Annotated in this window: 25 protein-coding genes; 14 read left to right on the forward strand and 11 right to left on the reverse strand. The window is 67.7% G+C overall.

Features of this window, described 5'->3' with window-relative positions:
* Positions 1–51 precede the first annotated feature (51 nt).
* The 8 genes from ASC70_RS13765 to ASC70_RS13800 all read right to left on the reverse strand — a co-directional run bounded on the left by ASC70_RS13765 (position 52) and on the right by ASC70_RS13800 (position 6,233).
* Positions 52–657, reverse strand: coding sequence for a 3'-5' exonuclease (locus ASC70_RS13765; RefSeq protein ID WP_056050967.1), 606 nt, complete (start codon positions 655–657; stop codon positions 52–54).
* Positions 654–1,343 carry a DNA cytosine methyltransferase gene (locus ASC70_RS13770; protein WP_056050969.1) on the reverse strand — a complete coding sequence of 230 codons (690 nt, stop codon included), beginning with the start codon at positions 1,341–1,343 and terminating at the stop codon, positions 654–656. The genes ASC70_RS13765 and ASC70_RS13770 overlap by 4 nt, the downstream gene beginning before the upstream one ends.
* Positions 1,340–3,712 carry a DNA cytosine methyltransferase gene (locus ASC70_RS13775; protein WP_056050970.1) on the reverse strand — a complete coding sequence of 791 codons (2,373 nt, stop codon included), beginning with the start codon at positions 3,710–3,712 and terminating at the stop codon, positions 1,340–1,342. Before ASC70_RS13775 ends, ASC70_RS13770 begins: the two co-directional genes overlap by 4 nt.
* Positions 3,709–4,029: a hypothetical protein gene (locus tag ASC70_RS13780; protein WP_056050971.1), complete on the reverse strand. Its 321-nt coding sequence runs from the start codon at positions 4,027–4,029 to the stop codon at positions 3,709–3,711. Before ASC70_RS13780 ends, ASC70_RS13775 begins: the two co-directional genes overlap by 4 nt.
* Positions 4,030–4,135: 106 nt before the next feature.
* Positions 4,136–4,645, reverse strand: coding sequence for a hypothetical protein (locus ASC70_RS13785; protein WP_056050973.1), 510 nt, complete (start codon positions 4,643–4,645; stop codon positions 4,136–4,138).
* Between the two features lie 2 nt (positions 4,646–4,647).
* Complete coding sequence (locus ASC70_RS13790) at positions 4,648–5,175, reverse strand: hypothetical protein (RefSeq protein WP_056050975.1); 528 nt, start codon at positions 5,173–5,175, stop codon at positions 4,648–4,650.
* Between the two features lie 84 nt (positions 5,176–5,259).
* Positions 5,260–5,529, reverse strand: a complete 270-nt coding sequence (locus ASC70_RS13795) for a hypothetical protein (RefSeq protein WP_156396205.1) — start codon at positions 5,527–5,529, stop codon at positions 5,260–5,262.
* A 41-nt stretch (positions 5,530–5,570) separates the two neighbouring features.
* On the reverse strand, positions 5,571–6,233 hold the full coding sequence (locus tag ASC70_RS13800) for a helix-turn-helix transcriptional regulator (RefSeq protein WP_056050979.1): 663 nt from the start codon (positions 6,231–6,233) through the stop codon (positions 5,571–5,573).
* A 28-nt stretch (positions 6,234–6,261) separates the two neighbouring features.
* Between ASC70_RS13800 and ASC70_RS13805 the strand changes: the two genes are divergently transcribed.
* The gene (locus tag ASC70_RS13805) at positions 6,262–6,600 is read left to right on the forward strand and encodes a hypothetical protein (protein WP_156396206.1); all 339 of its coding nucleotides are present in this window, start codon (positions 6,262–6,264) and stop codon (positions 6,598–6,600) included.
* A gap of 88 nt (positions 6,601–6,688) precedes the next feature.
* On the opposite strand, the gene ASC70_RS24995 is transcribed toward ASC70_RS13805, so the two are convergent.
* From ASC70_RS24995 to ASC70_RS25000, 3 genes are all read right to left on the reverse strand, one after another.
* On the reverse strand, positions 6,689–6,862 hold the full coding sequence (locus tag ASC70_RS24995) for a hypothetical protein (RefSeq protein WP_156396207.1): 174 nt from the start codon (positions 6,860–6,862) through the stop codon (positions 6,689–6,691).
* A 96-nt stretch (positions 6,863–6,958) separates the two neighbouring features.
* Complete coding sequence (locus ASC70_RS13810) at positions 6,959–7,258, reverse strand: hypothetical protein (RefSeq protein ID WP_056050982.1); 300 nt, start codon at positions 7,256–7,258, stop codon at positions 6,959–6,961.
* Positions 7,259–7,412: 154 nt separating this feature from the next.
* Positions 7,413–7,583 carry a hypothetical protein gene (locus ASC70_RS25000; RefSeq protein WP_156396208.1) on the reverse strand — a complete coding sequence of 57 codons (171 nt, stop codon included), beginning with the start codon at positions 7,581–7,583 and terminating at the stop codon, positions 7,413–7,415.
* Positions 7,584–7,612: 29 nt separating this feature from the next.
* Between ASC70_RS25000 and ASC70_RS13815 the strand changes: the two genes are divergently transcribed.
* The 13 genes from ASC70_RS13815 to ASC70_RS13870 all read left to right on the forward strand — a co-directional run bounded on the left by ASC70_RS13815 (position 7,613) and on the right by ASC70_RS13870 (position 16,811).
* Positions 7,613–8,011 (forward strand): hypothetical protein, encoded by a 399-nt coding sequence (locus ASC70_RS13815; protein WP_056050984.1) that lies wholly within the window; start codon positions 7,613–7,615, stop codon positions 8,009–8,011.
* Complete coding sequence (locus ASC70_RS25005; RefSeq protein WP_156396209.1) at positions 7,995–8,162, forward strand: hypothetical protein; 168 nt, start codon at positions 7,995–7,997, stop codon at positions 8,160–8,162. The genes ASC70_RS13815 and ASC70_RS25005 overlap by 17 nt, the downstream gene beginning before the upstream one ends.
* A 74-nt stretch (positions 8,163–8,236) precedes the next feature.
* Positions 8,237–8,878 (forward strand): GapR family DNA-binding domain-containing protein, encoded by a 642-nt coding sequence (locus ASC70_RS13820; RefSeq protein WP_056050993.1) that lies wholly within the window; start codon positions 8,237–8,239, stop codon positions 8,876–8,878.
* Complete coding sequence (locus tag ASC70_RS13825; RefSeq protein ID WP_156396210.1) at positions 8,875–9,816, forward strand: AAA family ATPase; 942 nt, start codon at positions 8,875–8,877, stop codon at positions 9,814–9,816. Before ASC70_RS13820 ends, ASC70_RS13825 begins: the two co-directional genes overlap by 4 nt.
* The gene (locus tag ASC70_RS13830) at positions 9,816–10,259 is read left to right on the forward strand and encodes a DUF1064 domain-containing protein (RefSeq protein ID WP_056050997.1); all 444 of its coding nucleotides are present in this window, start codon (positions 9,816–9,818) and stop codon (positions 10,257–10,259) included. The genes ASC70_RS13825 and ASC70_RS13830 overlap by 1 nt, the downstream gene beginning before the upstream one ends.
* 1 nt (position 10,260) lies before the next feature.
* A complete protein-coding gene (locus tag ASC70_RS13835) occupies positions 10,261–10,956 on the forward strand; it encodes a GcrA family cell cycle regulator (protein ID WP_056050999.1) in 696 nt (231 codons plus the stop codon).
* Positions 10,957–10,971: 15 nt separating this feature from the next.
* Positions 10,972–11,256: a hypothetical protein gene (locus ASC70_RS13840; RefSeq protein ID WP_056051001.1), complete on the forward strand. Its 285-nt coding sequence runs from the start codon at positions 10,972–10,974 to the stop codon at positions 11,254–11,256.
* On the forward strand, positions 11,253–11,468 hold the full coding sequence (locus tag ASC70_RS13845) for a hypothetical protein (RefSeq protein WP_056051003.1): 216 nt from the start codon (positions 11,253–11,255) through the stop codon (positions 11,466–11,468). The genes ASC70_RS13840 and ASC70_RS13845 overlap by 4 nt, the downstream gene beginning before the upstream one ends.
* Complete coding sequence (locus tag ASC70_RS13850; RefSeq protein WP_056051005.1) at positions 11,465–12,580, forward strand: site-specific DNA-methyltransferase; 1,116 nt, start codon at positions 11,465–11,467, stop codon at positions 12,578–12,580. Before ASC70_RS13845 ends, ASC70_RS13850 begins: the two co-directional genes overlap by 4 nt.
* Complete coding sequence (locus ASC70_RS13855; protein ID WP_056051007.1) at positions 12,577–13,098, forward strand: hypothetical protein; 522 nt, start codon at positions 12,577–12,579, stop codon at positions 13,096–13,098. Before ASC70_RS13850 ends, ASC70_RS13855 begins: the two co-directional genes overlap by 4 nt.
* A complete protein-coding gene (gene dnaG / locus ASC70_RS13860) occupies positions 13,095–14,699 on the forward strand; it encodes a DNA primase (protein WP_082547419.1) in 1,605 nt (534 codons plus the stop codon). The genes ASC70_RS13855 and dnaG overlap by 4 nt, the downstream gene beginning before the upstream one ends.
* The gene (locus ASC70_RS13865) at positions 14,696–15,364 is read left to right on the forward strand and encodes a hypothetical protein (RefSeq protein ID WP_056051009.1); all 669 of its coding nucleotides are present in this window, start codon (positions 14,696–14,698) and stop codon (positions 15,362–15,364) included. Before dnaG ends, ASC70_RS13865 begins: the two co-directional genes overlap by 4 nt.
* Complete coding sequence (locus ASC70_RS13870) at positions 15,357–16,811, forward strand: replicative DNA helicase (RefSeq protein WP_056051012.1); 1,455 nt, start codon at positions 15,357–15,359, stop codon at positions 16,809–16,811. The genes ASC70_RS13865 and ASC70_RS13870 overlap by 8 nt, the downstream gene beginning before the upstream one ends.
* Positions 16,812–16,819 lie beyond the last annotated feature (8 nt).

Below are 16,819 nucleotides of genomic sequence, written 5' to 3' on the forward strand. Positions count from 1 at the left end.
TACTTCTCCTTTGGTGGTGGATGTCAGGCGGCGGTGTCGCCGCGCTGGTGACTAGGCCGTCGGCTGAAGGCCCTGCAGGTGGCAGACGTCGGCCGGACGGAACACGCCGACCCTGTTCAGGCGGCGATAGCCCTCCTGGATCAGCAGAGCCTGCTCGCGGGCGTCGTCGAGCGCGTGGTGGAACACGCCTTCGCTGTGTTCGAGCTTCAGGCCGAAGAGGTCGTAGATCGTCCGGCAGTCGCGGCCGGCGTTGTAGCGCCAGGGCGGCTTGATGCCGGCGGCGCGGTAGGCCGCGCCCAGAAGGGTCTCGTCGTAGCTGGGCCCGTTGGACCAGAGGCGATCCGTCTCGTCAGCGACCGGCGCGTTGACGATGTAGAAGGCGCTGAACTCGGCCAGCACCTCCATGATGGGCCTGGTATCGACGTCGAGGGCCGCCCGGGCGACGGCGCGCTTGGGCGCATCCCACCACTCGACCGTGCCGGGATCTTCGATCAGGCCGATGGCCTTGGCGGATTCGCGGTCGATGGTCCGGTAGAACGTCCTGTCGGTCAGACCCGCGCCGGCGGGATCGAAGGCGACCGCGCCGATGGAGGCGATCGACGCCCCAGGGAAGTTCCCCCAGGTCTCCAGGTCGTGGCAGATGTGCAGCTTGATCACGCGGCGCTCCTTTGGGCGTGGATGTGGGCCAGCAGCTGGTGGCCCAGGTGTTCGGTGAAGGCGGGCGGGATCGCCTCGGACAGCTCGTCGAGCGTCATCCAGTCGATGCCCATGGCCTCGCTGGCGGCGGCGTTGTGGCCGCCCTCCCAGACGTCGCGCGTGCCCCGGCCGCCGCGCTTGGCGGCGCGGTTGCGGGCATGGCCGCCATAGACGCCGATGACCGGCTTGCGGTGGACGCACGGGCCTGGCGCGCTGATCGCGATGTTGCTCTCGAACAGGCGGTGACGCTCGAGGTGGTGGCCCTGGGCCCCGAGGCCGAACATCGAGCCGCACAGCTTGATCGGTTCGATCATGTCGAACGCGGCCATCTCGACGTTCTCGATGACGTAGGGCAGGCCCAGGCCCTGCAGGATCTTGCGGATGCGGCCGATTTCCTGGGGCCGACCCTTCGCGCCCTTGGCGTGGCGCAGGGAGCTGTACCCCTGGCACTCAGGGCTGGCGTGCACGGCGTCGGCCGCGGCGTAGAAGCCGGGCGCCAGGCCCCAGACGTCGGCCTGCATGAACTGGAACGGGTAGTTGGGCTGCGGGTCCCAATCGACGCCGATGACGTCGAACCCGGCCTGGTGGTAGCCCATGGCCACCCCGCCGGCTTTGCAGAAGAGGTCGATCAAGACGGGCCGGGTCATTGCACCAGCTCGAAATCAGGGGCCTCGAGGTAGGGCTGGTCCTCGGTGCGGACGGCCAGGGCCAGGGCCAGCGGCTGAACCCATATCGGCTCGTTCGACAGGATGAAGCTCGTCCCCGTCATCGCCATCAGCAGGGTCTTGCCCATGACGGAAGCGATCGCCGTCGCCGAGTCCGAGGGCACGGCGTTGCCGATGCGCTCGCGCTTGTCGGCGTCGCTCTTGCCCTCCAGCTGGAAGAACCAGGCGTCCTCGAGGTTGAAGAGAGACTGGAGCGCGGCCAGCTCGAGGGTGGTGAACGGGCGGTGCCAAGTGCCATCCAGCGCGCGGATCACCGCGACCAGGCGGTCCTTGGCGTCCGGCAGCGCCAGGGCGCGCATCACCTGGGCGTCGGGCAGCACGACCCTGGGGTCGCCGACGGACCAGAAGCCGTTGTTGTTCTTGGCGTAGGCCGGAACCGCGTTCGAGGCGTTGCGCCACGGCACGACCCCATAGTGGCCCTGGTTGGCGTAGGTATCGCGGTCCTTGTGCGCTAGGCCGATCGGCCGCGGGTCCGCGACTGACCAGCGGCCGTTGTCCCACGGGTGGGCGTTGGCCAGGACCGCGCCGGTGGTGTCGGTGTACTTGACCACGCCGTAGTGGTCGCAGCGCACGGTCTTGTAGGCGGTCAGCCCGATCGGGCGGGGATCGGCGACGCTCAACGCGCCCGAGCCGACTCGGTCGGAGCCCGTCACCGTCCCGGCCGATCCACGGTAGCCCACGACCCGCAGCTTGTTGCGGTGGCTGTTCTCGCCGAAGCCCGTGCGCGGGTCGGCGACCGAGAACATGCCCTGCAGTGGCGAACGGGCGGTCGTCAGGACGCCGGCGGTGTCGCGCCAGCGCATGACACCGGCCTGGCCGGTGGCCCACAGCTCAACGCGAGGGTCAGCGACCGCATAGGCGCCGTCGCCCGTGGTGCTGGCGCCGATCACCGTCCTGGACGCGCCCCTGTAGGGCGTGACGAGGTACTTGGTGTGGACGTAGTCGCTGCCGGGGTGTCGCGGGTCGGCGACGGCGGCGAGAGCCCCGCGCGCAGAGGTCACGACCGGGCCGGTGTTCTCCCAGGGCACGATCCGATAGACGTTGCTGAAGCGCGGTCCCGTGTCCTTGAAGCGAGGATCACTGATCGCGTAGGGACCCGTCCCGACCGAGACGTCGCCCTTGATGCAGGGCGCTGAACAGCTCCAGCGGCGCACGCCCAATTGAACGGACTTGTGGTGGCCGTCGACGCGGGGATCCGCGACCGAAAACACGCCCTGGCCTGGCCGCCCCTCGCGCACGACACCGGCCGTCGCGTTGAAGGCCTGAACGCCGTAGGCGCCGGGATGCCACTGGGCCGTCTCGCGCGGGTCCGCCACCGAATAGCGGCCGGTGGTCGCCTCGGCGTTGGCAGAGATCACGCCGGCGCTGGCGCCGTAGTGCAGGACGCCGAGCGTGCCGTCGCGCCAGGGGCGTTCGGGCATGATGCCGTAGTCGCGCAGGACGCCGTCCTCGACCACGAGATCCTTCAGTGACCGCCAGTCCTTGCCGGCCTCGACGAAAGCCAGGCGCACCCAGGTCTGCCATTGCAGCTTGGGCATGCGGTGCATGTCCGGGGCCCGGGGATCATCGGGCAGCGGCAGCTTGTCCAGGACTTCGCCGACGCCACGCAGGCGCTGCTTCGGCGGCTCGTACAGGAAGGGTTGCACCTTCGCGGCGTGGCGGGCCACCAGCAGGAACCGCTTGCGGCTCTGGGCCAGGCCGCCCAGCTCGCCGCAGTCATGGGTCGTCTCGGCCACGGCGTAGCCGTAGTAGCGAAGCATCGAGATGATCTGGTCGAGCAGGTGGCGGCCGCGCGTCGCGATCCGGGGCACGTTCTCGAAAATGATCAGTTCGATCGGGTCGTCCTGATAGGCCTCCAGGGCGAGCCATAGGCAGCGCAGCGTCAGCTCGTTCAGCGCCTGGTACTTGACCGTCTTACTGACTTCCTCGGCCAGCAGGCCCGAGAAGCCCTTGCACGGCGCCGAGATGAACAGGATGTGCGGGTGCTTGTGCTGGAAGGCGGCGTGCAGATCCTGGGGCGTCGCCTCGACGAAGTCGGCTGGCGGGGCCTTGTCGTGGAAGCGGCGATACTGGTCGACCGTGAACAGGTCGCGGACCGTACCGGGTGTCCCGGTCATGCGTCCGAAGTCACGGATCGCTGCCGGATCGACGTCGATCCCACCGATGCAGTTGAAGCGCGCGCGCAGGTTGCCGACGCGGGCTTGGCCGTTGTTGAAGCCCCGGGCCCCCGCGCCCAGGCCGCAGGCCAGGTGGGCGTGGTTGATGTCGACGTCGACGACGAGGGAGCTCAATGTGCGCCCTCCGACAGGGCGACGACGCCAGCGACCCTCACGCGCAGTTCCCTGCACATGGCAGGTCCAGTGTCGGGCTTGCCGGAGGCGTGGCCCAACGAAAAGGCGTCGGCGTCGAAGTGGCCGATCACCGCCTGCTGGCAGGCCAACGAGATCAGGTAGTCGGCGTGGACAACACCTGCTTCCGGGATCGTGAGCAGGTCGACGACCGGCGGCGCGTCGCCTTCGTCAGCGCGGATCCGCCGTTCGGCTTCCGCAAAGAGGTCCGCCAGCTGCGCGCGGGTGATCGTGAGCGTGGTGATGCTAAGGAGGGCCACTAGAGGAACGGTCCTTGAAGCCAGAGGGCGATGTGCAGGACGCCGGCGACGATCGCGGCGACCACGACGGGGATGGCCAGGGGGTGACCCCAGCGGAGCAGGGGCTTCACGAGCCGGCGGCGTGGTAGAGGTCGAAGACGGTCTTCCCGAAGAAGAAGGCTCCGATGACCCCGGTGGCAGCCAGGATGATCAGATCCTCGCCGAACCTCTGGACCAGGCCTTCGAAGACGCGGGCCCACCACGGCCGGCTAGGCTCGACCAGCTTCTGGCGCTCGAGGCGGCGCAGCAGCTCGGTCAGGCTGGGCTCGCGGGCGCTGATGCTGGTCGAGATGGAACGGGCTTCGACGTGGCCGACGTAGGGGTAGGGCTGGGGCCGCGCATCCGCTTCGCGGATCGCCGCCAGCTGCTCGCTGGTCAGGGCCCGGCCGCACAGATCCTCGGTGATGTCGGGATTGACGCCCCAGTAGACGAAGATCGATGCGGCCTCGGCGGGCGTCAGCTCGGTGATGACCTTCGCGCCGCTCTGGGTCGCCCAGACGATGCGGGTCGCGGGAGTCGGCGCGCGCGCGGCGCGCAACGGCACAGGATTGCCCAGCAGGGGCTGCTTGCGGGCCATGGTCACGCCCCCGTCCAGCGGTAGACGCGCACCATGTGGCGCTGCAGGCGGGCGAGCTGCGTGTGGATCTTGGGCGGTTCGGGCGCCCAGCACCCGGCGAGCAGGGCGCCGCGATCGTCGTTCGGTGGACTCACCAGAACCTCGGCCGTCGGGCCGACGCCGACGTGGACGATGACGTCGCCGCGCCGGAACTCGCGGTAGTCATAGCGGCCGACCTGGGTCAGCCCCCACTCCTCGAGCATGTTGGCGACGCGCTCGTTCCACGGCTCTTCGTCGGGCCAACCCTGGTAGCCGTAGAGGTCGTTCAGCGCGCTGTGGGTGGCGTGCTCGGCGCAGAGGCGGATGAAGCCGAAGCCGTCGACGCCGTCGGCGCCGCGCCCGCCCGGCTTGTAGCCGATGCCGGCCTTCACGACCGCCTCGGCGGCTTTGGCCATGATCGCGGCCCGCGATAGGCCGAGGCCGCCGAAGCTGGCCAGGTTCAGCGGTGTGAACTGGTCACGATCCGCACGCTCTTTGGTGGTGGCGTCCACGATGGTCTCCCCCGATGGTCGAGGAAGATCGTGAGAAATTCACGACGCCATGTCAATGCTTATCGTGAAAAAATCACGACATCGCTAGTTGAGGGTTGCTGACCGCACGGTGTAGGACCCGTTGGAGGAGGTGCACGACGCTTCGCCAGAAAAGCGGCTCCGGATCGGTACGCCGTAAGAGTTTTGAGCATCGACCTGGCCGATGATCAGGTACTCGTGCACGCCGGTTGTGATCGTTGTGACTTCGATAAATTTAGCTGTGCTCGGCGCTTTCAGTTGGCCGCGGATCGCGTCCTTGACCGCCTTTTCAGCGCCGATCGGCATGCATGCCAGGTCCGAGCAACCCGTCAGCATTGTCGCTCCCGCCAGTGCTGCGGCTAGAAAAACGGCGCGCATCAGGCGGCCGTATGGTCGAGGCGAATGATCTTCTCCGCCTGGTGTGGGGGCGCGATCCAAGCGATGTGTGCAACCCAGACTAGGCGCTGATCTTCGAGCGTCGGCGCCTGCAGCGATTGCAGGTCGTAGACGTCCTTGTTGCTGCCCTTCATCAGTCGCTTGAACACGATCTCGCCGCTCTCAAGCTGGCAGAATACCAGGCGATGAAGCATGTCCTTCGTCGGCTCAGGCAGGCGCTCGTCGTAGTAGATCAGCGATCCGTCATCGACGACGCTTCTATAGGCGTGGCCTTCGACCTTCAAGATCACGACGTCCTCGCTGGCCCCCGGCGGGATAGGGGCATACTCCCTGGCCTGGCCGGAGGTGAAAGCGACCGAGTCGTCCGGCATGGCGCCCAGCTTGCCGACGATGCGGCCCATGCGCTCGCTCGGCCCGAACATCAAAAACTCAGGCGTCGTGCGGAACTTCTTTGCGAAGACCTCGGCCTTCTTTCTAGAGAACGGACTCGTGCCGTTCTCATGCTGGATATAGGTGTTGCGGCTTAGCCCTAGGGCCTCGGCGGCGTCGGTCGCCGTCTCGTAACCGGCGCCCTCGCGGGAGGCCTTGAGCCTCGCTCCGGCCTCTCGGTTCTTCTGACGGGTTTTGGCGTCGGTCGTGGACATTTCACGATTTTACCGGCGCTGATCGTGAATGGTTCACGATCTGGGCTTGACCTTTCATCGTGAAAATTTCACGATGCTTGGCATGAGCGAGCGATCTCACCGACAAATCCTGGAAGACGCGGGCGGCGTGACGCCCGTTCGCAGGCAACTGGCGAGCGTCGGCATCGACCTGCCGGATCCGACGGTCCGTTCATGGCCGCTCGGCGGCGAAGGTGCAGGCTCGATCCCGCCCGAGTACTGGCCGTCCCTGGTCCAACTGAAGATCGCCACCCTCGAGGAGCTGGCGCGCGCCGCTGAGGCCCGCAAATTTCCCGAATTGGCCGCCGAGAGACGCGCCGTGATTTCCGAAGAAGGCGCCGCCGCATGAGCGCGCGCCTCGTCCCTTTCCCCGGTGGTGTCGAGCCCTCCCGGGAAAACAGCGCGGTCGGCATCCTCCCGCCGGCCGCGCGCCCACCTCAGAAGAGGTCGCAGGCCCGGCAATCGTCGCAGCGCCGGCGGATCCACATGCGTTCGATGGTGTCCGGGTGCAGCGCGAACCCGTCGCGGGCCTTGGGACCCTTGAGCGACTTTAGCCGCTTGCGGGTCTGCTTGCGGCACTTCTCCGGCTTGGCCGGAACGGACGCGGCCAATGGGGCCGGGCCCCTGACGCTTAAACTGGACACCTACGCGCTCCCCCGAACTCTGGTCGAGGGAATTCACGCACACAATCTTAAGGTACGCAAGTTCTACGTGTGCCGCTTTCGGGTATCGCGTTTTCGTTTGTGCCGCTCCTCGGCCCTGGCCCGCGCCCTCACGGACGCCTGGCGCAGCCATTTCACGGCGTCCTTGCGCGTTTCGCTGTCCTGTTCGGGCGCGGCGTTCGGTCGCAGCTCGGCCACGACCGAGGCGGCCTGGGCGAGCAGCTGGTCCATGACCTTCTGCACGTACCCCGGCTTGCGGATCTCGCCGACGGTCAGCATGGCCTCCAGGATCAGATCCTGGCGGGATGAGGGTAGCGAAAGCGGGGCTTTGGACTCGTGCGGCATGGGACTGATCGGTAACCCGACATGGTCGGGTTGTGGTACAGCCACCGGTTTCACTGCGTCCAAAAATCGCGATTTTCTCCCCGATATCAGTCATCTAGCCGTCATTCTTCGCGTGCGGCGGGAAGGTCCGTGCTGGAGCACGCTTCGCGGGCGCTCATTCGACGACCGTCGGGCGAGGGGGCAAGGGCGCGGCGCGCGCCCCGTCAGCGCCTCGGCGCAGCAGGCCGACCGCCAGCGCCAAACCGGCCTTGCTGTAGAGCCGCACGCCCGCGGCCTTGGCCGCCTGACGCATGGTCTGGATCGTTGTGGTCTTGCGCGTGGCCATGGCCCCCTCGGCTTGATTGCGGGGTCACGATGAGGCCCGCCGTCATCAAAGTCAGTCTCCTGGAAGGGAACGAAATCGGTCGCGATCCGGGCCTCGCCGGTCGCCTGCGCGACTTCCTCGTCCAGAAACACCCGCACCACACCGCCAAGTCGGTTCAACAGGCGCTTGCCGCCTTGGGCGTCGAGGTTGGGCTGGACGCGATCAAGAAATGGCTGACCGGCGCCTGGCCGTCCTGGCCCTCGCACGTCGAGGCCCTGCTGGGCGCCTACGGCCAGGATCTGGTCGAGGCCGTGTTCCTGCCGGCCGTGATGTCTGCCGAAGACCTGCAACTGGCGCGGATCGCCCGTGACGAAGCCGAACTGGCCATGCGGCGCGAGCGCCTGCTGGCCCACCAGCACCGGAGGCGGCTCCTTGCCCAAGCTCGCTAAGCGCATCGCCCTGACCGCCGTCCTGCTCGGCCTCGAGCTGGTCGACGGCGTCGCCCTCGTCCTGCGCTCGGTTCGCGCCAGCGACTGGGCCAACGACCGCTGGGAGCGGGCCTACCGACGTCTGGACGGGCTGGTGAACGGCCCCTCGTAGGCCGTCCGCCACCGTCAACGGGAAAGACCGCACCCAGAAACGCGGTCGGGGTTAGGTTTTAGGGGGATGGCGCGATGGCCAACCGGAATCCGTTGCAGGTGTTCTACGACAAGGTCGTCGAACTCTTCGCTGAACGCGACGAGATCAATCAGCGGATCGCTGAGACGAAAGCCGCCGCTGCCAAGCGCGGGTTCTCGAAGAAGGTGCTCAACAACGTGCTGCGACGCGCGAAGTTGACGCCCGAACAGCGCGAGGAAGAAGACGCGCTGACCCAGATCTACGAAGGCGCCCTGGGAATGTTGGGCGGAACGCCTCTCGGCGAGGCCGCTCTGCGCCGACTTTCCGAGGAGCGCAAGCGCCGGCCGGAAGGCGGTGACGATGAAGACTCCGAGCTGCCGTTCAGCGACGACGACGAACAGGAGCCGCCCGGCGGCGCCAGCGGTGACGTCGTTGCGGACGATCCCGTCGTCGAGGACAGCCAGGATGAGGCCCGAGCGAAGGGCGCGGCCGCCGCTCAGTCCGGTCAGCCGGTCCTGGCCAACCCCTACAAGCCGCGCACCAAGCAGCGCGGGTGGTGGGACGAGGCGTGGTGCCAGGCCAGCGGCTCGGACGGCATGGACATCCCCGAGGCCTGGCGTCCGACGCCGAAGCCGAAGAAGGGCGGGCCGAAGCCCGAGGGCGAAGGTGGCGAGGGCTCGGAAGGCGGTGACGCGTGAGCCGCGAAAACCGCACCATGAAGCCGACGCCGTTGAGCGACCTGCTGAAGCCCCCGTCGCTGGACGCCAAGCTTGAAGCGCTGAAGCAGTACGGCGACCTGCGGATGCCCGACGAAAGCGAGCCACCGATCCTGAACCCGCCGGTCCGCGAAGCCCTGCACCAGTTGATGCTGGAGCTTTCGACCCCGCCCGAAGAACTGGCGTTGGTTGGAGTGAAGGCACGCCTGCGCGGGATCTTCGACGGCCCGCCGGGCACCGGTAAGACGACGTTGATGCACCACATCGCCGCCCGCTTGGGTCTGCCGATGCTGGTCGTTGAGGCGGCCAATGTGGCGTCGAAATACGTCAACCAGTCGGCCGAACAGGTCGCGAAACTCTTCGCCTTGGCCCGTGAAGTCGACGTCGTGCTGTTCCTGGATGAGCTGGACGCCCTGGCGACCAATCGGTCCGACAACAGCGGCTCGGTCGGCCAAGAGGGCAACAAGGTCGTCATCGCCCTGCTGCAAATGCTGGACCGGCACGACGGGATGGTGTTCGCCGCGACCAATCGGCGCGATATCATCGACCCGGCCATTTGGCGGCGCTTCCAGGTCCAGATGACCGTGGACCTGCCTGAGCCCGAGCAGCGCTTCGCGATCGTGAAGCGCTACAGCAAGCCGCTCGACATCGACGACGAGACGATCGGCCGGATCTCGGCGGTGCTCGAGGGCGCGTCACCCGCGCTGATCAAGAACGTCATGGAGAGCGTCCGCCGCGACCAGATCATCGGTCCGAAGCTGAAGCAGGACATGTCGATCGTCGCGGTGTTTCGCCGGATTGCCGCCTCGTCGGCGCCGGCGGACGAGGGCGACCAGCCCCCGCTCTGGGCCCGGCCAGAGTCCGCTCTGGCTTATCTGGCCGACGCGCCCTGGCCGCCCGCTCTGCCGAAGGCCGCCTGATGCGCGTGCCGGCGTCCCATCCCCTGGCGCAGCAGGCGCTGGCTCAGCTGCGGGGCGGTCCCAAGGATCGCCGCGGCGACCGCGCGTTCGCGCTGATCGCGGGGGAGAAGACGCCGGCGCCCAAGCGCAAGAACAAGTACGGCGCGGTCCGGACCAAGTTCGACGGCATCTGGTTCGACTCCGCGCACGAGGCCCGGCGCTGGGGCGTCCTGAAGCTGATGGTGCGCGCCGGCGAGATCGACCAGCTGGAGCGCCAGGTGGTTTTCGAGCTGGGCGGTGACCCGCTGATCACCTATCGCGCCGACTTCCGCTACCGCGTGATCGCCACCGGCGCGGTGGTCGTCGAGGACGCCAAGTCCGAGGCCACGGCCCGCGAGAAATCCTACCGGCTGAAGAAGAGCCTGATGGCCAGCATCCACAACATCAAGATCAAGGAGGTCTGACGTGGCCGGTTTCCCGTGGACCGACGAAAACAAGCTTCTGGCCGCCGACTGGTTCGTCAAGGATGAGCTGTCGTGCTCGCAGATCGCCAGGAAGCTGTCCGAAAAATACAAGCATTCTGTCACGCGCAACGCCGTGATCGGCATGCTGTCGCGTAGGGGCATCACGACCGATAGCCGCGCGGCCAAGCCCGAGAAGCCCCGGACCTTCAGCCGATCGGTACCTGTCGCGCCTCGGCCGCCGCCGGCCCAGGCCAGTCTCGGCCCCAAGACCTATCCGGGCGGCCCCCGCGCGGTGCTGACGCCCGAAGCGGCGGCGCCTGACGTCGTTCCCATCGGCAAGCCACCCCTGCCCATGCCGCCGCCAGAACTGGTCGTGGTCGGCCAGGCGGTGCTGCTGGTGGACTTCGTGCGTGGCGATGACGGAGTCCTGGTCGATCGCGGCCTGAAGGCCTCGTGCTGCAAGTACCCGGTCGGCCCGACTCCGCCGATCGGCGAGATGCACCTGCAGCTTTTCTGCGCCGCGGGCACCGGCGACCCGATGCGGCCGTATTGCGACTGCCACGAGCGCGTCGCCTGGAAGCCGTCGAACCCCGCCAGCAAGGCCAAGGTCATCAAGGCGGCCATCGGCGCCGCACACCGCGACATGGTGGCCCGGAACCGCGTGCGCGGCCCGAACAGCTCGCGCGCCGTGATCTAGGCGATGGAGGGGGCGATGACCGAGACCACCAAGAAAATCTCCTGGTTGATCCCGACGGAAGCGGCTCGGGCCCTGGCCATGTCGCCGGGGATCGAAGCGATCGTCGCCCTCGAGCTGCGCCGCCGCGCGACCTTCCGTCCGCACGCCGAGCTGTCGCTGAACGAGACCGGGTTCTCGGCCGACCTCCAGTACGACGATCCGGCCTATCCCGGCCAGGTGCTGCACCTGGCGGTCCAGCTGTCGGCCGTGCCGAAAGAGAACGCCTTCATGCAGCCCCGCATGGAAGGGGTGCGGACGTGATCGGATCGACAGCAGAGCAAGCCGGCTACATCGCCGCCGCCGCCGTAGACAAGGCGTCTCAGAAGTTCGGGGTCGAGGTGGCGAAATCGCTCGCGATCGCGTTCTTGTGCGCCTGGGCGGTCGCATTGAAGCGCCTGCTCGGCCCGAAAGCCGCGAGCGAGATTGTCTACCAGGTCGCCGACCAGGTGGCGGCGCCGGAGGAAGACGTTTGACCGTCTCCATCCTCGTCGGCGACTGCCTGGCCCAGCTGCGCGCCCTACCCAGCAACAGCGTTCACACCTGCATCTGCAGCCCGCCGTATTTCCGGCTGCGCGACTACGACGTCAAAGGCCAGATCGGGCTGGAGAGGACGCCGGCCGCCTACATCAAGAAGCTGGTCGCGGTGTTCCGCGAAGTCCGCCGGGTCCTGCGCAAGGACGGCACGCTGTGGGTCAACATCGGCGACAGCTACGTCTCGGTCGGCGGAACAGCGGGCCGCCAAACCGGACAGAAGTTCGCCGATCGGCGTCGCGGCAAGGAAGACATCTGCAAGGGGGCGCGGATCAAGACTGCATCGCGGAAAGGCGCGGGGTTGAAGCCCAAGGATTTGATCGGCATCCCGTGGATGCTGGCTTTCGCACTGCGTGAGGATGGATGGTTCCTGCGCCAAGACATCATCTGGAACAAGCCGAACCCCATGCCCGAGAGCGTGGAGGATCGCTGCACCAAGTCGCACGAGTACATTTTCCTGCTGAGCAAGTCTCGCCGGTACTACTTCGACGCGGGTGCGATCGCTGAACCGATCACGACCGATCCGAAGGAGCGCTACGAACAGCGCGCGAGGGTGACCGGTCGGGGAGAACAGGCAGCCGCGGCAGCCCGGGGTCAGGATCGGGACAAGTCAGGTGGCTTTCCGCCAAGGCGCCGCTCAGGAAACCTGGCAAGGAAACCCGGTGCCGCACGTGGTTGTCCGGACGGAACTGGGGCCAATGTCTGCGGCTCTATTCCTTGGGAGGGGTCTGAGCGGAACAAGCGTTCGGTGTGGACCGTGGCTTCAAAGCCTCTGAAGGTCGCGCACTTCGCGGCCTATCCGCCTGAGTTGATCACCCCATGCGTGTTGGCGGGAAGTCCACGGGGGGGGGTAGTACTCGACCCGTTCGGCGGGGCCGGCACGACAGCGCTGGTCGCCGAACGGCTGGGGCGCGACTCCATCCTGATCGAACTCAATCCCGACTACGCGGCCATGGCCCAGCGTCGTCTGAAGAACGAGCTGGCGATGGTGTCTGGGGCGGACGACCGGCGCGGCCTCGAGCCGCTGCCGTTGTTCGACGGGGCTGCCGCATGACGGTCCAGCCCTTCCTGATCGGCGAAGGCTGGATGGAGATGAAAGATGGCGACGCATCGTGCCGCGCCATCTTCGACCGCCACTACAGCCGCTACGTCTATGCAGACGGCCGCCGACCGAAGCTGATCGTTGGCCCTGGCGAGAAGCTGGTTCTGATGACCGCCGACGGTGGGGCTCTGTGTGCCTGGCGCAAGTTCATCAACGACGCCGGTCAGGAAGGGGTGAATTGCGCCATCTTCCGGCGAGAGGGCGGCGACGTCGCCTCCGCGATGCTGACCTCGGCGATGGACCTGGCCTGGGATCGCTGGCCGGGCGAGCGGTTCTACACCTATGTCGATCCACGCGGCGTCGCGCCTACGATCAGAGCCTCGCGCCCGACATGGGGCCACTGCTTCTACCAGGCAGGCTGGCGGTTTGCCGGCTTGACCAAAAAGCGCCTGCACATCCTGGAAGTCCCCACGGCCGAAACTCGCGCTGCCGAGGCCGCTGCAGAAAAAGCGCAGCGGGAGGCCGCATGAGCCGCTTCGACGACCACTTTATCGACGAGCTGAAGGCCCGGCTGCGGCCCTCGGACGTGATCGGCAAGACGGTGAAGCTGCGCCGCGCCGGGCGCGAGTATTCCGGTCTGTCGCCCTTCACCAAGGAGAAGAGCCCGTCGTTCTTCGTCAACGACGAGAAGGGCTTCTACCACTGCTTCTCCAGCGGCAAGCACGGCGACATCATCGAGTTTCTGGTCGAGACCGAGCGCCTGTCGTTCCCGGAGGCGGTCGAGCGCCTGGCCGCCGAGGCGGGCATGGCCTTGCCGGCGGCCGACCCGCAAGCGGCCGAGATGGACCGGCGCCGCGCGAGCCTGACCGACTGGCTGGATCTGGCCACCACCTGGTTCGAGGCGCAGTTGCGCCGGCCGGTGGGGCAGGGCGCCCGAGCCTATCTCGAGGGGCGCGGCCTGCCCGAGAGCGAGTGGTCGCGCTTCAAGATCGGCTATGCCCCGGAAGGCCGCACGGCCCTGAAGGACTATCTGGTCGCCAAGGGCGCTCGCCCGGGCGAGCTGGTCGCCGCGGGGATCCTGGTCGACGAGGAGAACGGCACGGCGCCGTTCGACCGCTTCCGCGACCGGATCATCTTCCCGATCACCGATGCGCGCGGGAAGATCATCTCGTTCGGCGGCCGGGCCCTGAACCCGTCGGCGAAGGCCAAGTACCTGAACGGGCCGGAGACGGTGCTGTTCGACAAGGGTCGCACGCTCTACGGCCTGTTCGAGGCCCGGCGGATTCAACACGCCGGCGGCGTCGACGCCGACCTAGCGGTGGTCGAGGGCTATATGGATGTGATCGCCTGCCAGCGGGCGGGGATCGCGGCCGTCGCGCCGATGGGCACGGCGCTGACCGAGGGCCAGATGCTGGCGCTGTGGCGCTTCCATCACGAGCCGACCCTGTGCTTCGACGGCGACGCCGCCGGCCAGCGCGCCGCCTGGCGCGCGATCGAACGGGCGCTGCCGCTCCTGGAGCCGCGGCGGACGTTCAAGTTCACCCTGCCCGTGGGCGGCAAGGACCCCGACGATGTGCTGCGCGAGCAGGGCGTGGCCGCGCTTGTCGCCCAACTTCGCCAGACGCGGCCGCTGGTCGAGCTGCTGTTCGAACACGAGCGCGCCGTCGACGCCTTGGCGACGCCGGAGCAGCGCGCCGGCCTGCGCGGGCGCCTTCGCCTCGCCGCGCGGACCATCCAGCACGCGGACCTCTCCAGCGCCTACATGCGCGACCTGATGGGCCGCTATGACGCCCAGTTCCAGGATCTGCGCCGGGGCCAAGGCCCGCGCGGGCGTTGGGCGGCGCCGAAGGCCGGCGCCACGCCCGAGCTGAAGGTCGCCGCGTCCACCCTGGCGAGCGGTCGGCCGACCATCGACACGATCCTGGCCAAGTCCGAGGTCTCGCCGGCGGAGTCGGCGCTGTTCGACCTGCTGACCGAGCAGGAAGACGTCGATCGCCGCATCGCTGACGCCCGCGCGCGCCTGGCCGAGCCCGGCGCGCTGGACGAGCTGGTGGCGCTGAAGGCCGAGCGCGGGCGCGTGGCCGAGGCCGTGAAGGCCGCGAGATTTCAAGATCAGGGAGCAGCCGCATGATCTTCTCGGATGCGGAAGAACGCGTGCGCGCCGCGACGGTAGCCATGCTGCGGGCCGAGTTCCCAGCCGCCAGGATCATTCACGAGCTGGAGATCGGCGGCGCCAGGCTGGATGTCGCCGCGATCGACCACGACCGGATCGTGGTCTGCGAGATCAAGTCCGAGAAGGACAGCCTGAAGCGGCTGGCGCATCAGTCAAAATTCGCGCTGTCGGTCAGCGACGACTACCGCGTGATCTGTACGTCGAAGCACGTCGACCAGATCCTGGGCTTCCGCGAAATCTACGTGACGGTCGATGGGCGCCAAGTCGTCAACAAGAACTTCAATGAGCACTTGCGCGCTGCGACGGTCTGGCTTGAGAGCGGCGGCCAGCTCCAGAAGGTGAGCAAACCGCTGAAGTGGTACGGCCGCCGCCGCATCCTGGCCGAGTCCGTCCTGAGCCTGATGCACGTCCATGAGGTGAAGGCGGCGTTGCGGCATCTGGGCGCCAAGTCGCGCTGGACCGGCTCCGACCTTTGCACCTTCGCGATGGAGCACATGTCGGGTGGCGATATTCGGCGCCTGGTCTGCGCCAGCCTCCGCGCCCGCCGGTTCGCGCGCGCTGACGACCCCTTCACCATCGGAGAAGTGTCGATGAGTTTCAGTACTGCCGTCGTCCATGGCTGACGGCTCGCAATCCTTCCCCGCGGCGGTCCTGCCGCACAACGTCCAGACCGAGATGGCCCTGGTGGGCATGCTGCTGGCCGACAACCAGGCGGTCGAGCGGATCGACTGGCTGACGCCCGCAGCATTCCACGACCCGTTCCTGGAGCGCCTGTTCACCCGCGTGGTCACGACGATCCGCAAGGGTGAACTGGTCGAGCCCCGCCTGGCCCACGACTGGCTGGTCGGCGATCCCGCGTACGAGGAGCTGGGCGGCCTGGCCTATCTGGCCCAGCTGGTCGAGTTCGCCCCGCCGGCGTCGATGGTGGTCAGCTATGCCCGTCAGTTGCGCACCCTGCTGCGCCGCCGGGAGATGATCCGGATCGGCAACGAGATGGTGCTGGCCGCTGGCCAGGCGATCGACGAGGACGAGGTCGACGGGGAGCTGGAGCGGGCCCAGCAGGGGCTCTACAACCTCGCCGAACACGGCGACGTGCGCGGCGGCTACGTGGCCTTTGGCGACGCTCTGCGCGGCGCTGTCGAGATGGTGGCCAAGGCCTACGGCAGCGCCGGCGGGGTGGTGGGCGTTTCGACCGGGCTGTCGGACATCGACCAGAAGCTGGGCGGCATGCACCCGTCCGACCTGATCGTCCTGGCCGGCCGCCCGTCGATGGGCAAGACGGCCCTGGCCACCAACATCGCGTTCAACGTCGCCAAGCGCTACGCCTACGAGGTGCAGCCGGACGGCTCGCGCAAGACTATCCAGGGCGGCGTGGTCGCCTTCTACTCCCTGGAAATGAGCGCCGAGCAGCTGGCCCTGCGGATGCTGGCCGACGCGTCCGGCGTTTCGGGTGATCGCCTCCGGAAGGGTGAGATCAACGCCAGCGAGTTCGGGCGGGTCCGCGACGCGGCCATGGAGATCCAGGAAGCGCCGCTCTACATCGACGCGACCGGCGGCCTTTCCATCGCGAAGCTGTGCGCCCGGGCGCGCCGGCTCAAGCGCCAGGTCGGCCTGGACCTCGTCGTGGTCGACTACCTGCAGCTGGTCACGGGAACGGACCTGGGCCCCAACAGCAATCGGGTGCAGGAAGTCAGCCAGATCACCATGGCCTTGAAGGCGCTGGCCAAGGAACTTGGCTGCCCGGTGATCGCGCTTTCGCAACTGTCGCGGATGGTCGAGCAGCGCGCCGACAAGCGGCCGATGCTGTCGGACCTGCGGGAGTCGGGGTCGATCGAGCAGGACGCCGACATCGTCGCGTTCGTCTACCGCGAGGCCTACTACGCCGAACGCACCGAGCCGCGCGAGGGCACCCCTGAACACCTCGAGTGGCAGCGGCTGATGGAGGAGGTGATCGGCCTTGCCGAGGTGATCATCGCCAAGCAACGGCACGGTCCGATCGGCACCGTCAAGCTGGCCTTCGACGCCGACACGACGAAGTTCTCAGACATTCAGAACAGACGCCACCAGTAGCGGGATCA

This window comes from Caulobacter sp. Root343 (assembly GCF_001425745.1).
Classification (GTDB): Bacteria; Pseudomonadota; Alphaproteobacteria; order Caulobacterales; family Caulobacteraceae; genus Caulobacter.

Excerpts from the sequence above, each read along its gene's own strand:
- ASC70_RS13770 (WP_056050969.1), bottom strand. The coding sequence starts at position 1,343 with ATGACCCGGCCCGTCTTGATCGACCTCTTCTGCAAAGCCGGCGGGGTG.
- ASC70_RS13785 (WP_056050973.1), bottom strand. The coding sequence starts at position 4,645 with ATGGCCCGCAAGCAGCCCCTGCTGGGCAATCCTGTGCCGTTGCGCGCC.
- ASC70_RS13795 (WP_156396205.1), bottom strand. The coding sequence starts at position 5,529 with ATGCTGACGGGTTGCTCGGACCTGGCATGCATGCCGATCGGCGCTGAA.
- ASC70_RS13800 (WP_056050979.1), bottom strand. The coding sequence starts at position 6,233 with ATGTCCACGACCGACGCCAAAACCCGTCAGAAGAACCGAGAGGCCGGA.
- ASC70_RS13805 (WP_156396206.1), top strand. The coding sequence starts at position 6,262 with ATGGTTCACGATCTGGGCTTGACCTTTCATCGTGAAAATTTCACGATG.
- ASC70_RS13810 (WP_056050982.1), bottom strand. The coding sequence starts at position 7,258 with ATGCCGCACGAGTCCAAAGCCCCGCTTTCGCTACCCTCATCCCGCCAG.
- ASC70_RS25000 (WP_156396208.1), bottom strand. The coding sequence starts at position 7,583 with ATGGCCACGCGCAAGACCACAACGATCCAGACCATGCGTCAGGCGGCC.
- ASC70_RS13815 (WP_056050984.1), top strand. The coding sequence starts at position 7,613 with ATGAGGCCCGCCGTCATCAAAGTCAGTCTCCTGGAAGGGAACGAAATC.
- ASC70_RS13820 (WP_056050993.1), top strand. The coding sequence starts at position 8,237 with ATGGCCAACCGGAATCCGTTGCAGGTGTTCTACGACAAGGTCGTCGAA.
- ASC70_RS13830 (WP_056050997.1), top strand. The coding sequence starts at position 9,816 with ATGCGCGTGCCGGCGTCCCATCCCCTGGCGCAGCAGGCGCTGGCTCAG.
- ASC70_RS13840 (WP_056051001.1), top strand. The coding sequence starts at position 10,972 with ATGACCGAGACCACCAAGAAAATCTCCTGGTTGATCCCGACGGAAGCG.
- ASC70_RS13855 (WP_056051007.1), top strand. The coding sequence starts at position 12,577 with ATGACGGTCCAGCCCTTCCTGATCGGCGAAGGCTGGATGGAGATGAAA.
- dnaG (WP_082547419.1), top strand. The coding sequence starts at position 13,095 with ATGAGCCGCTTCGACGACCACTTTATCGACGAGCTGAAGGCCCGGCTG.
- ASC70_RS13865 (WP_056051009.1), top strand. The coding sequence starts at position 14,696 with ATGATCTTCTCGGATGCGGAAGAACGCGTGCGCGCCGCGACGGTAGCC.
- ASC70_RS13870 (WP_056051012.1), top strand. The coding sequence starts at position 15,357 with ATGGCTGACGGCTCGCAATCCTTCCCCGCGGCGGTCCTGCCGCACAAC.